At 61.4% G+C, this 14,173-nt stretch carries 16 protein-coding genes; 13 read left to right on the top strand and 3 right to left on the bottom strand.

Annotated elements, in window-relative coordinates; translation table 11 throughout:
- Positions 1–88: 88 nt before the first annotated feature.
- Both O3298_RS27455 and erpA read left to right on the top strand, forming a co-directional pair.
- The gene (locus tag O3298_RS27455) at positions 89–478 is read left to right on the top strand and encodes a polymer-forming cytoskeletal protein (protein WP_077408960.1); all 390 of its coding nucleotides are present in this window, start codon (positions 89–91) and stop codon (positions 476–478) included.
- Positions 479–572: 94 nt separating this feature from the next.
- Positions 573–935, top strand: coding sequence for an iron-sulfur cluster insertion protein ErpA (gene erpA / locus O3298_RS27450; RefSeq protein WP_029496047.1), 363 nt, complete (start codon positions 573–575; stop codon positions 933–935).
- Between the two features lie 185 nt (positions 936–1,120).
- Here erpA and O3298_RS27445 read toward each other — a convergent pair whose 3' ends face one another.
- Positions 1,121–2,248: an anhydro-N-acetylmuramic acid kinase gene (locus tag O3298_RS27445; protein ID WP_305061041.1), complete on the bottom strand. Its 1,128-nt coding sequence runs from the start codon at positions 2,246–2,248 to the stop codon at positions 1,121–1,123.
- 120 nt (positions 2,249–2,368) lie between these two features.
- Complete coding sequence (locus O3298_RS27440) at positions 2,369–3,736, bottom strand: M23 family metallopeptidase (protein ID WP_099403330.1); 1,368 nt, start codon at positions 3,734–3,736, stop codon at positions 2,369–2,371.
- 154 nt (positions 3,737–3,890) lie between these two features.
- Here O3298_RS27440 and tyrS point away from each other — a divergent pair, with 154 nt between their 5' ends.
- The 11 genes from tyrS to O3298_RS27385 all read left to right on the top strand — a co-directional run bounded on the left by tyrS (position 3,891) and on the right by O3298_RS27385 (position 12,970).
- Positions 3,891–5,156, top strand: a complete 1,266-nt coding sequence (gene tyrS / locus O3298_RS27435) for a tyrosine--tRNA ligase (protein WP_305061040.1) — start codon at positions 3,891–3,893, stop codon at positions 5,154–5,156.
- Positions 5,153–5,602, top strand: coding sequence for a D-aminoacyl-tRNA deacylase (gene dtd / locus O3298_RS27430; RefSeq protein ID WP_305061039.1), 450 nt, complete (start codon positions 5,153–5,155; stop codon positions 5,600–5,602). The genes tyrS and dtd overlap by 4 nt, the downstream gene beginning before the upstream one ends.
- 18 nt (positions 5,603–5,620) lie before the next feature.
- Positions 5,621–6,259 carry a YbhB/YbcL family Raf kinase inhibitor-like protein gene (locus tag O3298_RS27425; protein WP_305061038.1) on the top strand — a complete coding sequence of 213 codons (639 nt, stop codon included), beginning with the start codon at positions 5,621–5,623 and terminating at the stop codon, positions 6,257–6,259.
- Positions 6,260–6,262: 3 nt separating this feature from the next.
- Positions 6,263–6,907 carry a histidine phosphatase family protein gene (locus O3298_RS27420; protein WP_289919685.1) on the top strand — a complete coding sequence of 215 codons (645 nt, stop codon included), beginning with the start codon at positions 6,263–6,265 and terminating at the stop codon, positions 6,905–6,907.
- A gap of 104 nt (positions 6,908–7,011) precedes the next feature.
- On the top strand, positions 7,012–8,064 hold the full coding sequence (gene dusB / locus O3298_RS27415) for a tRNA dihydrouridine synthase DusB (RefSeq protein WP_305061037.1): 1,053 nt from the start codon (positions 7,012–7,014) through the stop codon (positions 8,062–8,064).
- Positions 8,065–8,234: 170 nt separating this feature from the next.
- Complete coding sequence (locus O3298_RS27410) at positions 8,235–8,468, top strand: helix-turn-helix domain-containing protein (RefSeq protein ID WP_008445162.1); 234 nt, start codon at positions 8,235–8,237, stop codon at positions 8,466–8,468.
- A gap of 102 nt (positions 8,469–8,570) precedes the next feature.
- A complete protein-coding gene (purH, locus tag O3298_RS27405; protein WP_305061036.1) occupies positions 8,571–10,157 on the top strand; it encodes a bifunctional phosphoribosylaminoimidazolecarboxamide formyltransferase/IMP cyclohydrolase in 1,587 nt (528 codons plus the stop codon).
- A gap of 99 nt (positions 10,158–10,256) precedes the next feature.
- Complete coding sequence (gene ruvC / locus O3298_RS27400; protein ID WP_289913592.1) at positions 10,257–10,796, top strand: crossover junction endodeoxyribonuclease RuvC; 540 nt, start codon at positions 10,257–10,259, stop codon at positions 10,794–10,796.
- A gap of 42 nt (positions 10,797–10,838) precedes the next feature.
- A complete protein-coding gene (gene ruvA / locus O3298_RS27395) occupies positions 10,839–11,417 on the top strand; it encodes a Holliday junction branch migration protein RuvA (protein WP_034784779.1) in 579 nt (192 codons plus the stop codon).
- A 6-nt stretch (positions 11,418–11,423) separates the two neighbouring features.
- A complete protein-coding gene (gene ruvB, locus O3298_RS27390; protein ID WP_034749202.1) occupies positions 11,424–12,479 on the top strand; it encodes a Holliday junction branch migration DNA helicase RuvB in 1,056 nt (351 codons plus the stop codon).
- Positions 12,480–12,511: 32 nt separating this feature from the next.
- Entirely contained in the window at positions 12,512–12,970 is a 459-nt protein-coding gene (locus O3298_RS27385; protein WP_099668247.1) for a YaiI/YqxD family protein, read from the top strand.
- 54 nt (positions 12,971–13,024) lie between these two features.
- On the opposite strand, the gene O3298_RS27380 is transcribed toward O3298_RS27385, so the two are convergent.
- Positions 13,025–14,167 (bottom strand): OmpA family protein, encoded by a 1,143-nt coding sequence (locus tag O3298_RS27380; RefSeq protein WP_305061035.1) that lies wholly within the window; start codon positions 14,165–14,167, stop codon positions 13,025–13,027.
- Between the last annotated feature and the right edge of the window lie 6 nt (positions 14,168–14,173).

Genomic DNA, 14,173 nt, shown 5'->3' with positions numbered 1-14,173 from the left:
ATAGGCACAGGCGTTTGCGCAGGTCTGGCGCCTTTTTGCCGGACCTGTGATAAATTGGACTGCCACGTACCCCGACAGGATGACGTTCATGTTCGAGCGCAACGCGAAAAACCCCATCGATACCCTGATCGGCGCTTCCACGCGGATCGAGGGCGACTTGCTGTTTTGCGGCGGTCTGCGCATCGACGGCCATGTGCGCGGCAACGTCACGGGCGAGCCGGGCGACCCCACCTATGTGGTGCTGGGCGAGGCGGGCCGCATCGATGGCGAGGTGCGCTGCTCCAGCCTGGTCGTCAGCGGCGAGATCAACGGCCCCGTGTATGTGTCCGAAATGCTTGAAATCCAGCCAAAAGCCCGCATTGTAGGAGAGGTCTATTACAAGGTGCTGGAAATGCACAGCGGCGCGCAAGTCCAGGGCAAGCTCAGCCGCCACGACAGCGCCGACCCCGTGCTGCACCTGGCCGTGTCGGAAATGTGAGCAGGAACAACACCCGCCAGCCGCGCCAGCGGCGGCGGCAGCGTGACTTGCGCCAACAGTCTATAATGAGGCTATGTTTTCTGAGGAGTCTGAAATGAATGCAGTCGCTGAAATGCAAGATGTGATCCCTTCGCCTATCATCTTTACCGATAGCGCCGCCGAAAAAGTCGCGCAGCTGATCGAGGAGGAAGGCAATCCCGACCTGAAATTGCGCGTGTTCGTGCAGGGTGGCGGCTGTTCCGGCTTCCAGTACGGCTTCACCTTCGACGAAATCGTCAACGAAGATGACACCACCATGGTCAAGAACGGCGTCCAGCTGTTGATCGATTCCATGAGCTACCAGTACCTGGTCGGCGCGGAAATCGATTACAAGGATGACCTGGAAGGCGCGCAGTTCGTGATTAAAAACCCTACCGCGACGTCCACCTGCGGTTGCGGTTCGTCTTTCTCGGTATAAGCACACCCGAGAAAACGCCCATGGCGGCGTTGCATTGCCTCGCCGTACTATTTGTACTGTCTTCGGCAATGCGCCTTGCCCTGAACGTTTTTCAGGCGCGCCGGTTTACAGGCGCAGCGTAAAAATAGCGGATCATCGATCCGCTATTTGTGTTTCTGAAACACTTGTTCTTGATCAATGCGGTATCAACGCGGGTATAGCGCGCCCAGTACCCGCAAGCCCTGCGCACCCGTTACCGCCGGCAAGTTGCCAGGCTTGCGCTGCGTAAAGCGCCAGGCCAGCCACGCAAAGGCCAGCGCCTCGACCTGGCTGGGCGCCACGCCCAATGCTTGTGTGGACTCCACCGCCATGCCCGGCAATTCGGCGGCCAGCGCCGCCATCAGGCTGGCGTTCTGCGCCCCGCCGCCGCACACATACACGGTTTCCGCCTGCGCCCCGTCGCGCAGGATCGCGCGCGCCAGGCTGGCGGCCGTCAGCTGGGTCAGCGTCGCCTGCACGTCGGCGGGCAGGGCGGCCGGGTAATTGGCCAGCTTGGCGCTCAGCCAGTCGGCATGGAACAGGTCGCGGCCCGTGCTTTTCGGCGCTGGCAAGTCAAAATAGGGCTCATCGAGCAAATCCGCCAGCAGGGCAGCGATGACCTGGCCCGTGGCGGCCCAGGCGCCGTTGGCGTCGTAGGGCTGGCCCAGGTGCTGCAAGACCCAGCCATCCATCAGCGCATTGCCGGGGCCCGTGTCGTAGCCCGTCACCGTGCCATCCGCATGCAGCACGCTGATATTGCTGATGCCGCCGATATTGGCCAGCACGCGCGTGTGGCCCGGCAGATTGAAGATGGCCTGGTGAAAGGCCGGCACCAGCGGTGCGCCCTGGCCGCCGGCCGCCACGTCGCGGCTGCGCAAGTCCGCGATGACGTCGATGCCCGTCAATTCGGCCAGCAGGGCCGGATTGTTCAACTGGCGCGTAAAACCCAGCTCCGGGCGGTGGCGGATGGTCTGGCCATGCGCGCCGATGGCGGCGATGGCGTCCGCGACGATGCCCGCGTTGCTTAAAAGCATGGCGACGCAATTGGCGTAATGGCGCACGAGTTGATTGGCCGCCAGTGCTTCGCGTTCGATTTCATTCTGGCCGGCACTTTGCAAGGCCATCAGGTCGGCGCGCAGGCTGGCGGGGAAGGGAATGTACGCATCGCCCAGGCTGCGCGTGCCCTCGTCGGAAAAGTCGACCAGCGCGCCGTCGACGCCATCGAGGCTGGTACCCGACATTAGACCGATATACAGCATGGGGTTTTCCTTGAATACGTAAGTGGTGAGGTGCATTGTGCCGCATTTGTGGCGCACGCAAAAGCGCGCAGGGAAAACAAAAGCACGCGGGAAAAAACAAAGGCACCGGCCATCTGCATGGGCGGTGCCTTTATTGTTGCCCGAAGGCAGTCTTGCTTAACGCGACGCCAGGGCCGTGTCGTTCGGACGCAGCAGGGTGAAGCGGTGCATCATGTCAGCCGACACCATGCGGAAGCGGCTCAGCTCGGCGGCCGTCAATGGCGCCTGGGCTTGCACATTCAGCTTGCTTGGGTCTTGCGCCACGCCGCCAACGCGGAATTCATAGTGCAAATGGGCGCCCGTGGACCAGCCGGTGGTGCCGACGTAGCCGATCACATCGCCCTGGCTCACTTTTTGACCTTTTTTCAGGCCCGAAGCGAAGCGGCTCATGTGCGCATAGGCGGTCGTGTAGTTGGCCCAATGTTTCAGGACAACAACATTGCCGTAGCCGTTTTGGCTGCCGACGGAATCGACCACACCGTCGCCCGAAGCGCGGATAGGCGTGCCCGTTGCTGCAGCGAAATCGATGCCCTTGTGCGCTTTCCAGTTGCCGGAAATCGGGTGCACGCGCATGGAGAAGCCGGACGAGATGCGGGAGAATTCGAGGGGGGATTTCAGGAAGGCTTTTTTGAGGGACTTGCCGTCGAAACTGTAGTAACCGCCGCCTTGCTTGCTGGCTGGGTCTTCGAACCAAACGGACTGGTAAGTCGTGCCGCGGTTGGTGAATTCACCGGCCAGGATGCGGCCCGCTCGGACAAATTCGCCATCTTGCCAGAATGTTTCATAGACAACATTGAACGAGTCGCCGCGTTTCAGGTCGGAGCGGAAGTCGATATTGGTGGAGAACATTTCCACGATTTGCGCGGAAATCGAGTCTGGCAGGCGGGTGCCGTCCAGGCTGGAGTCGGTGGCGGCGAACAGGGTGGAGGTAATCTTGCGCGCGTGCATTTCAACGCGGCGTTCCAGCTGGGCTGCCACTTCCGTGGCCACGAACTTGTCGCCCTTGCGGGTGATCAGGATGTTCTTGACCGATTTGTCCGTGCCGTCGACGAGGGTGGCGCGCATCCAGTTGAGGTCACCGTTTTCGGACGTTTGCGCTTGTACGCGCTTGCCCGATTTCAGCAACATCACGCCGCGCGCGATCTTGTCGGTTTTGATGAAATTGGCGGCCACCGGATCATCCACGCCGAGACGGGTCAGCAGGGTGGCGAGGGTATCGCCGGCGCGGACTTTTTCTTCGTGGGTGAAATTCTGGTCTACCTGTTCCATCGCGGAAATTTGCGAGGCGAGATCAGGCATTTCCAGGTTCTGGGCGATGGACGTCACCGGCAAATCGGATGCGTCGGGCGCCATGGGCGACACAGCGACCGCGCCGAAGGCGGCCACGGCGAGCAGCACTGCGGAGGCACCGATAATGCGTGCCTTGCGTGTCGTCGTCAGCTGTGTGTACAAGCGTGAGCCTGTGATTTTATGTATAGGGTTCATGCAATCAGTTAAAATTTGCCCTTGAACGATTCGTGAACTAGTGCTCTTTGTTATTGTTATTTTGGTTCGTTTTCATACGGCAAGATTGATGGGATCGAGCATTATAGCAAACTCCGCAAACCTACTACCATTTTGAGATCTACAGTCAAATTTTATGGAAATCAACACCACCGCATCGCCTACAAAGGCTAACGCCGCTCAGACCGCGCTTCCGCTGTCGGACAGAGTACAAGAAGCCCTCGCGATTACCAAGCGTGGCGTCGACGAACTCTTGATCGAAAGCGAATTTGCGCAAAAATTAGCACGCTCCGAGAAAACCGGTGTTCCACTGCGCATCAAACTGGGCCTGGACCCGACCGCGCCCGACTTGCATCTGGGCCATACTGTCGTCCTGAACAAGATGCGCCAGCTGCAAAACCTCGGCCATCAAGTCATTTTCCTCATCGGCGACTTCACGTCCATGATCGGCGACCCTTCGGGCCGCAACGTCACGCGTCCGCCCCTGACCAAGGAACAGATCGAGATTAACGCGATGACGTATTTCGCGCAAGCATCTTTAGTGTTGGACGCCAGCAAGACCGAAATCCGCTATAACTCCGAGTGGTGCGATCCGCTGGGCGCGCGCGGTATCATCCAGCTCGCTTCCCACTACACGGTGGCGCGCATGATCGAGCGCGACGACTTCACCAAGCGCTTCCAGGGCGGCATTCCTATTTCCGTACACGAATTCCTGTACCCGCTGATGCAGGGCTACGACTCGGTGGCCCTGAAATCGGACCTGGAACTGGGCGGCACGGACCAGAAGTTCAACCTGCTGGTGGGCCGCGAACTGCAAAAGCAGTACGGACAGGAGCAGCAGTGTATTTTGACCATGCCTCTGCTGGAAGGTTTGGACGGCGTGGAAAAAATGTCCAAGTCGAAGAATAACTACATCGGCATCACGGAACCGGGCAATACCATGTTCGCCAAGCTGATGAGCATTTCCGACGTCATGATGTGGCGCTACTACGAGCTGCTGTCGTGGCGCTCGATCGCCGAACTGGCGCAGCTGAAGCGCGAAGTCGAGGAAGGCCGCAATCCGCGCGATGCCAAGGTTGCGCTGGCGCAAGAGATCGTCGCCCGCTTCCACTCGCAGCAGGCGGCGGAAGATGCGCTGGCCGACTTCGTCAACCGCTCGAAGGGCGGCATTCCCGACGATATCCCGGAAGTGACCTTGGCCGGCGCGCCGTTGGGCATTTCGCAACTGCTGAAACAGGCGGGCCTGTGCCCATCGGCGTCGGAAGCCATGCGCAAGATCGACCAGGGCGGCGTGCGCATCGACGGCACCGTCATCAGCGACAAGGGCTTGCAAGTGGAAGCCGGTCAGTTCGTGTTGCAAGTTGGCAAGCGCAGCTTTGCGCGCGTCACCTTGACGGCATGATCGCGCTGCTGCAGCGCGTGACGCAGGCAAAGGTCGACGTGGCCGGCTCCACCATCGGCGCCATCGACGCCGGCCTGATGGTGCTCGTGTGCGCGGAGCGGGGCGATACGGAAAAGGAAGCGGACGCCCTGCTGGCCAAGTTGCTCGGCTATCGCGTGTTTGCCGACGACGCGGGCAAGATGAACCGCAGCGTGACGGACGTGGCCGGCGGCTTGCTGCTGGTGCCGCAGTTCACCTTGGCGGCCGACACCAAGTCCGGCACGCGCCCGTCGTTTACGCCGGCGGCTGCGCCGCAGGACGGCTTGCGCCTGTTCACGTATTTCGTGGACCAGGCGCGCAGCCGCCATGCGACCGTGCAAACGGGACAGTTTGGCGCCGACATGCAGGTGTCGCTGACGAATGACGGCCCGGTGACCTTCTGGCTGCAAGTGAACGCCAAACAATAACTAAAAGAGGAGCAAGCGATGAAATTGTGGAGCGAGACGTTTCGTGATGGCGGCCTGATGCCGGCCGATCATGCCTTTGCCGAGATCGATCCGGCCAGCCGCGTGCGCCTCGCCGGCAACCGCAATCCCCATCTGGCCTGGGACGAGGTGCCGAACGGCACCGAGTCGCTGGCCCTGTTCTGCATCGACCCCGATGCGCCGCAAGACGCCAGCCTGGTCAATGTTGAAGGCCAGGCCCTGCCGCTGACGGCGCCGCGCGGCGACTTTTATCACTGGAGCTTGCTCGACTTGCCGCCTGCCATGCGGGTTATTGCCGCCGGAGAATTTTCCAGCGGCATCACGCCGCGCGGCAAGGCTGCCGGGACTGCTACTGGGCTGCGCCAGGGCTTGAACGACTACACGGGCTGGTTTGCCGCCGACCCGGACATGGCCGGCGACTATTACGGCTACGATGGCCCGTGCCCGCCGTGGAATGACGAGCGCATCCACCACTACATTTTCCGCCTGTATGCCCTCGACGTGCCGCAGCTGACCTTGCCCGAGCGTTTTACTGGGCAGCAAGCCCACGCCGCCCTGTACGGCCACATCCTCGACGAAGCCCAGCTCGTCGTCGCCTATTCGCTCAACCCCGAGCTGGCACTTACCCTGAAGAAATAACGCATGAGCACCACGATTTTACTGATACGCCATGGCGAAACGGCTTGGAATGCGGGCCGCCGCCTGCAAGGCCATATCGACATCGCCCTGAACGAGGCGGGCCTGGCGCAAGCGGGGGCGCTGGGGCAGGCGCTGGCGGACGAACCGCTGGCCGCCATCATCGCCAGCGACTTGCAACGCGCGCAGCAGACGGCGCAAGCCGTGGCCGACGTGAAAGATTTACCCGTGCAAACGGATCCCTTGCTGCGCGAGCGCTGCTACGGCGCCTTCGAAGGCTTGCTGTATGCTGATATTGCCGCGCGCTATCCGCACGAGTATGCACAGTGGCAATCGCGGCAGATCGACGCCGTGATGCCGTCGGGCGAGCGCCAGGCCGAAAGCTTCCGCCAGTTCTATGCGCGCGCAAATGGCGCCATCGCCCGCTGGGCCGGGCAATATGACGGCCAGACGATCGCCATCGTGGCCCATGGCGGCGTGCTCGAGTGCGCCTACCGCGAGGCGGTCGGCATGACGCTCGACAGTCCGCGCGACTTCCAGGTCAAAAATGCCAGCGTCAACCGTTTCTCTTACGCGGACGGCAAGCTGCATTTGGTGCACTGGGGAAATATCGAACATCTGAGCGCGCCCGCGATGGACGAACTGGGCTAAGCGGTCCCTCCTCACTCTGACGCACTGAGCAAAAAATAGTGCTTATTAATTAGGCAGGGAATCGGTTAAAATAGCAGGTTCCTCCGTCCATTCCAGGTTCTTCAGTGCAAATCGGCCCTCACATTCTGCGCAACAACGTTTTCGTCGCTCCCATGGCGGGCGTGACGGATCGGCCTTTCCGCCAGTTGTGCAAGCAGTTGGGCGCCGGTTACGCCGTGTCGGAGATGGCGGCGTCGAATCCGCGCCTGTGGGCGACGGAAAAAAGCTCGCGCCGCACGGACCATGCAGGCGAAATGGAGCCGAAGGCCGTGCAGATCGCCGGCGCCGATCCGCAAGACCTGGCCGACTGCGCCAAGTTCAACGTGGACCGGGGCGCGCAGATCATCGACATCAACATGGGTTGCCCCGTCAAAAAGGTGTGCAACAGCTGGTGCGGTTCGGCCTTGCTGCAAGACGAAAGCCTGGTCGAAAAGATCTTGCACGCCGTCGTCAACGCCGTCGACGTCCCCGTCACCTTGAAATTTCGCACGGGCTGGAACCGCGAAAACAAGAATGCCCTGAAAATCGCCCGCATCGCCGAGCAAGCCGGCATCCAGATGCTGACCTTGCACGGCCGCACGCGCGCCGATGGCTACAAGGGCGATGCCGAATATGAAACTATTGCCGCCGTGAAAGCATCGGTGGGCATTCCCGTGGTGGCCAACGGCGACATTACCAGTCCTGAGAAGGCCCGCTTTGTGCTGGATCAAACTGGCGCCGATGCCGTCATGATCGGCCGCGCGGCGCAGGGCCGGCCGTGGATTTGCCGCGAGATCGACCACTTTTTGCGCACCGGCACCTTGTTGCCGGCGCCTTACGTGGATGAAGTCCGCACCCTGATGGATGAGCATTTGCGCGCCCATTACGCGTTTTATGGGGAATTTCTCGGCGTGCGCACGGCGCGCAAGCACATCGGCTGGTATGTCAAGGATCTGGAAGGCGGCGAAGCGTTCCGACAGCAAATGAACTTGCTGGAGTCGACGGAAGCGCAGTTGCTGGCCGTCGATCAATTTTTTGAGTCGCAATGGAAATTTGGCGAACGGTTACAATACCGCCTCTCCGAATCCAGTGAAAGTGGCCTGATCGATGTGATCGAACCTGCGGCCACGGCAGCATGAGCAGATAGCAACAAGCAGCATAAATTAGTGACCAGCAGTACAAGGGCGAGCGCCTATATACAGAGCGTCATGCAATATTAATTACAACACCGAGGCAAGAGGGCAGCACGCGGACCGCATGAGCGACGCGGCACCGGATAGCCAGGTGTTCAGCCGGTTGAAGCATACAAATGAGCAAAGAAAGCATTCAGGAAGTCGTACAGAAAAGTCTAGAAGATTACTTCAATGACCTGGGCGAACAGCAAGCATCGAATATCTATGACATGGTCGTGCTGACCGTGGAAAAGCCCATCCTGGAAGTCGTGATGACACGCGCCGATGGCAACCAGTCGCACGCCGCGCAGATGCTGGGCATCAACCGCAATACCCTGCGCAAGAAATTGCAGGAGCACGGTTTGCTGTAATGCCGGCATGCAAGTGACGCCAAGATTTGAATCCGCCGCCGCCTCAGCCAGACGACTGAGCGGCGCCATTCGCCAAGAACACTTAACCACCTAGCCACAGCCATGATCAAACAAGCTCTCCTCTCCGTTTCCGACAAGACCGGCGTTCTCGAATTCGCCCGCGCCCTGTCCGCCCTTGGCGTCAACCTCCTGTCCACAGGCGGTACCGCAAAATTGCTGGCAGACAACGGTGTTCCCGTCACGGAAGTTGCCGATTACACGGGTTTCCCGGAGATGCTCGATGGCCGTGTGAAGACCCTGCACCCGAAAGTGCACGGCGGTATCCTGGCGCGCCGCGATTTCCCTGAGCACATGTCGAAACTGGTCGAGCACGATATGCCGACCATCGACATGGTGGTGGTCAACCTGTACCCGTTCCAGGGCACGGTCGCCAAGGCCGATTGCACCTTGGAAGACGCGATCGAGAACATCGATATCGGCGGCCCGACCATGCTGCGTTCGGCGGCCAAGAACCACAAGGACGTGGTCGTCATCTGCGACCCGAGCGACTACGACGCCGTGCTGGCGGAAATGCGCTCGGCCGACGGCAAGGCCGGCGACGTGAGCTACGACACCAAATTCATGCTGGCGAAAAAAGTCTTTGCGCACACGGCGCAATACGATGGCGCCATCACCAACTACCTGACCAGCCTGGGCCCGACGAAAGTGCACGCCGAGCGCGGCGCCTACCCGCAAATCCTCAACGTTGCATTTGAGAAAGTGCAAGACATGCGCTACGGTGAAAACCCGCACCAGAGCGCCGCCTTCTACCGCGACCTGGTCGCCACCGATGGCGCGCTGGCCAACTACCGCCAGCTGCAAGGCAAGGAATTGTCGTACAACAACATCGCCGATGCGGATGCGGCCTGGGAATGCGTGAAGAGCATGGGCGGCTTCGAGCAAAGCGCCGCTTGCGTCATCGTCAAGCATGCGAACCCATGCGGCGTAGCGCTGGGCAAGAATGCGGCGGAAGCGTATGCGCGCGCCCTGCAGACGGACCCGACCTCGGCATTCGGCGGCATCATCGCCTTCAACACGGAACTCGACGGCGCCACCGCCGGCGAAATCGCCAAGCTGTTCGTCGAAGTGCTGATCGCCCCATCGTTCTCCGCCGAAGCGAAACAGATTCTGTCGAGCAAGCAAAACGTGCGCATGCTGGAAATTCCGCTGGGCGGCGGCGTGCACGCCATGGACTTCAAGCGCGTCGGTGGCGGCTTGCTGGTGCAATCGCCGGACGCGAAAAACGTCGGTATCGGCGACTTGCGCGTGGTCAGCAAGCTGCAGCCAACGCCGCAGCAATTGGCCGACCTGATGTTCGCCTGGAAAGTGGCGAAATTCGTCAAGTCGAACGCCATTGTCTTCTGCGGCAATAACATGACCCTGGGCGTGGGCGCAGGCCAGATGAGCCGTATCGACTCGGCCCGCATCGCGTCCATCAAGGCGCAAAACGCCGGCCTGAGCCTGACCGGTTCCGTGGTGGCGTCGGACGCCTTCTTCCCGTTCCGCGACGGCCTCGACGTTGTCGTCGACGCGGGCGCGACCTGCGTCATCCACCCGGGCGGCTCCATGCGCGACCAGGAAGTGATCGATGCGGCGGACGAGCGCGGCGTTGTCATGTTGTATACCGGAACCCGTCACTTCCGTCATTGATCTGGAACAGGCCGGGATTCAATACCCCGGCTGGCAGTAACTCAGCGGCAGGCACCGGTTATTCACCGGTGCCTGCCGTATTCATTATAGAATCTGGCGATGATTATTCTTGGCATCGATCCTGGCCTGCGCACGACCGGCTTTGGGGTCATTGAAAAACACGGCAACAAGCTGCGCTATATCGCTTCGGGTACCGTCAAGACGGGTTCCGAAGGGGAATTGCCGCCGCGCCTGAAGGTCATCTTGCAGGGCGTGGGCGAAATCGTCGGCACCTACCAGCCCGATTGCGCGGCCATCGAAAAAGTGTTTGTCAACGTCAATCCCCAATCGACCCTGCTGCTGGGCCAGGCGCGTGGCGCGGCCATCTGCGCGCTGGTCAACGCCGACCTGTCGGTGGCCGAATACACGGCGCTGCAAGTGAAACAGGCCGTCACGGGCCACGGCAAGGCGGCCAAGGAACAGGTGCAGGAAATGGTGTCGCGCCTGCTGTCCTTGCCCGGCTTGCCCGGCACGGATGCGGCCGATGCCCTGGGCGTGGCCATTTGCCATGCCAACAGCATCGATGCGCTGGCCATGCTTGGCGCGCTGGCGCCCCAGCTGCAGGGGCTGCGCATGAAGCGCGGCCGTTTAGTGGGATAGCTGCATGGCCCTCATATATATACACAACATTAGGAACACGCGATGATAGGCCGTCTCTCCGGTATTTTGCTTGAAAAGAATCCGCCACAATTGCTGGTCGATTGCCAGGGCGTCGGCTATGAAGTCGACGTGCCGATGAGCACTTTTTACAACTTGCCCCACGTGGGCGAAAAAGTCGTGCTGTTCACGCACCAGGCCATCCGCGAAGATGCGCATTTGCTGTTTGGCTTTGGCAATGCGGCCGAGCGTGCCGTATTCCGCCAGTTGATCAAGATCACGGGCGTGGGCGCGCGCATGGCCCTGTCGATTTTGTCCGGCATGACGATTGCCGACCTGGCCCAAGCCATTACCCTGCAGGATTCCGGCCGCCTCGTGAAAGTGCCGGGCATCGGCAAGAAGACGGCCGAACGTTTATTACTGGAATTGAAGGGCAAGATCGGTGCGGATCTCGGTCCGCTAGGCGCGCACGCGGCGCCGGACGCCCAATCGGACATTTTGAATGCACTGGTGGCGCTCGGCTATTCGGACAAGGAAGCGCTGGCGGCCGTGAAGAACGTGCCGGCAGGCAGCGGCGTGTCCGATGGCATCAAACTGGCGCTGAAAGCGCTGTCGAAAGGCTGATAGGGCATGAGCATCCAGACCGACAGCTTCACGGAACAGCGCATCATCGATGCGGCGCCCATTTCGCACAACGAAGAGGCGATCGAACGGGCCTTGCGCCCGAAGCAACTCGATGAATATGTGGGGCAGGAAAAGATCCGCGACCAGCTGGAAATTTTTATCACGGCCGCACGCCAGCGCAAGGAAGCGCTCGACCACACTTTGTTGTTCGGCCCGCCTGGCTTGGGCAAGACGACCCTGGCGCACATCATCGCGCGCGAAATGGGCGTCAACCTGCGCCAGACCTCCGGCCCCGTGCTGGAGCGTCCGGGCGACCTGGCGGCGATCCTGACGAACCTGGAAGCGAACGACGTCCTGTTCATCGATGAAATCCACCGCCTGTCGCCCGTCGTGGAAGAGATTTTGTATCCGGCACTTGAGGATTATCAAATCGATATCATGATCGGCGAAGGCCCGGCCGCCCGTTCCGTGAAACTCGATCTGCAGCCGTTTACATTAGTGGGCGCCACCACGCGCGCCGGCATGCTGACCAATCCGCTGCGCGACCGCTTCGGCATCGTCGCCCGGCTGGAGTTCTACAACACGGGCGAATTGACGAAGATCGTCACGCGCAGCGCCGCCTTGTTGAAGGCGCCCATCGATCCGGAAGGCGCGCATGAAATCGCCCAGCGCGCCCGCGGCACGCCCCGCATCGCCAACCGCCTGCTGCGCCGCGTGCGCGATTTCGCGGAAGTCAAAAGCAATGGCGAGATCACCAAGGTGGTGGCCGACCGCGCGCTGGCCATGCTCGACGTCGATTCCGCCGGTTTCGACGTGATGGACCGCAAGCTGCTCGAAGCCGTGCTGTTCAAGTTCGGCGGCGGCCCCGTCGGCATCGGCAACCTGGCGGCAGCCATCGGCGAAGCGGCCGATACCATCGAAGACGTGCTGGAACCGTACCTGATACAGCAAGGTTTCCTGCAGCGCACGCCCCGTGGCCGTGTCGCCACGCCGGCCGCGTACCTGCACTTCGGCGTCAGCGCGCCGCGCATGGGTCCTGGCGGCGAAGCGTGGGAATTGTGATGGCGGAAGGAAGCCAGCAGACCGCGCCGGGGATGCAGATCTGGATCGACGCCGATGCCTGTCCCGTCGTCATCAAGGAAATTTTGTACAGAGTCGCCGACCGCCTGGAGTTGCCGCTCACCCTGGTGGCCAACCAGGGCTTGCGCGTGCCGCCTTCGCGTTTCATCCGCACCGTGCAAGTGCCGTCCGGCGCCGACGTGGCGGACCAGGAAATCGTGCGGCTGTTGAATCCCGGCGACCTCGTCATCACGGGCGACATCCCGCTGGCCGCCGACGTGCTGACGAAGGGCGGCTTTGCGCTGAACCCCCGTGGCGAGTTTTACACGAAGGACAATATCGCCCAGCAACTGACGATGCGCGCCTTCATGGAAGAATTGCGCAGCGGCGGCGTCGACACGGGCGGCCCGGCCGCCTTCAGCCAGTCGGACCGGCAACAGTTCGCCAACAGCCTGGACCGGCATCTGAGCAAGCATCACCGCAAGCCGGCGTAAAGCGGCAGGCGAAAAAAAACCGGCGCAAGCCGGTTTTTTTAAAGCCAGTTTGATCTAGCGCACAACTTTTCTCGTACCCACCACTTCCACCGTCACGCGGCGGTTCTTGGCGCGCCCGGCGGCGCTCGTGTTGTCGGCCACGGGCTGCGTTTCTCCCTTGCCTTCCGTGTAGACGCGGTTCGTTTCCACGCCTTGCGCCACCAGGTAAGCCTTGACGGCTTCGGCGCGGCGCTGCGACAGTTTCTGGTTGTAGGCATCCGGACCGACGGCATCCGTATGGCCCACCGTGACGATGACTTCCAGGTCCATGCCGTTCAACTGGCCCAGCAACTGGTCCAGCGCCGCCTTGCCTTGCGGCTTGAGCGTCGATTGATCGAAATCAAACAGCGCTTCCGCGGCAAATGATACTTTTTCCGAGACGGGTGCCGGCTTTACCTCGGCCACGGGGGCCGGCATGGTTTCGCTGATGGGCGGCAATGCCACTTGCGGCGCCGGCTGGTAGGCGGGCGTGGCGCTGGCCGGGCGGCCCAGTTTATACACGAGGCTGACGGAATACAGGTCCGCATCGCCGCGGTTGCCGACGGCGTCGTTCAAGCGATAGCGCTCGACTTCGCCGCGCAGGGCCAGCGCTTCGCTGAACTTGTATTCGAGACCCAGGCCCAGCTTGGCATTGAGCTTGCGCTCGCTGGCATGCGTGTTGGCTGAACCCAGCAGGCGGTTGCCGCTGAATTCCGTATTCGTCTTGGTGTAGTGCATGCCGACCCGGCCCACCAAGGACAGCCGTTGCGACAGCGGCAGCTGGCCCAGCAAGTCCAGGTTCACGCCGCGAAAGGCCGCTTGTCCGTTCAGCACGCCGTTGCCGCTGGTGGTCGAGCGGAAGTCGAACTTGCCCAGGTCAAAGTAGCCTGCTTCCACGGCGACATACTGGTTCAGTTGCCGACCGACAAACAATTTATAGCCCGTGTCGCGCTGGTCCTTGTTGAACGCGGTGACGGTTTCGCCATTTGCGGCCAGGCTGGCGCGCAGGCGCGGTTCGTCGATGGTGGCGCGCGACTGGCCCACGCCCGCGCCGAGGTACCAGGCGCTGTTGGCCCAGTCCGGGTTGATGAAAGTGTTGTCCTGCGCCTGCGCCGCTTGCGCTGCCAGCAAGGCGCCGGCCATTACGCTCAGGGCGCCCAGTGTGTGTGCGATAGTCATGGTCAT

Source organism: Janthinobacterium sp. SUN137 (assembly GCF_030587265.1).
Lineage (GTDB): Bacteria > Pseudomonadota > Gammaproteobacteria > Burkholderiales > Burkholderiaceae_D > Janthinobacterium > Janthinobacterium kumbetense.
This window is presented reverse-complemented; position numbering and strand designations above follow the sequence as displayed.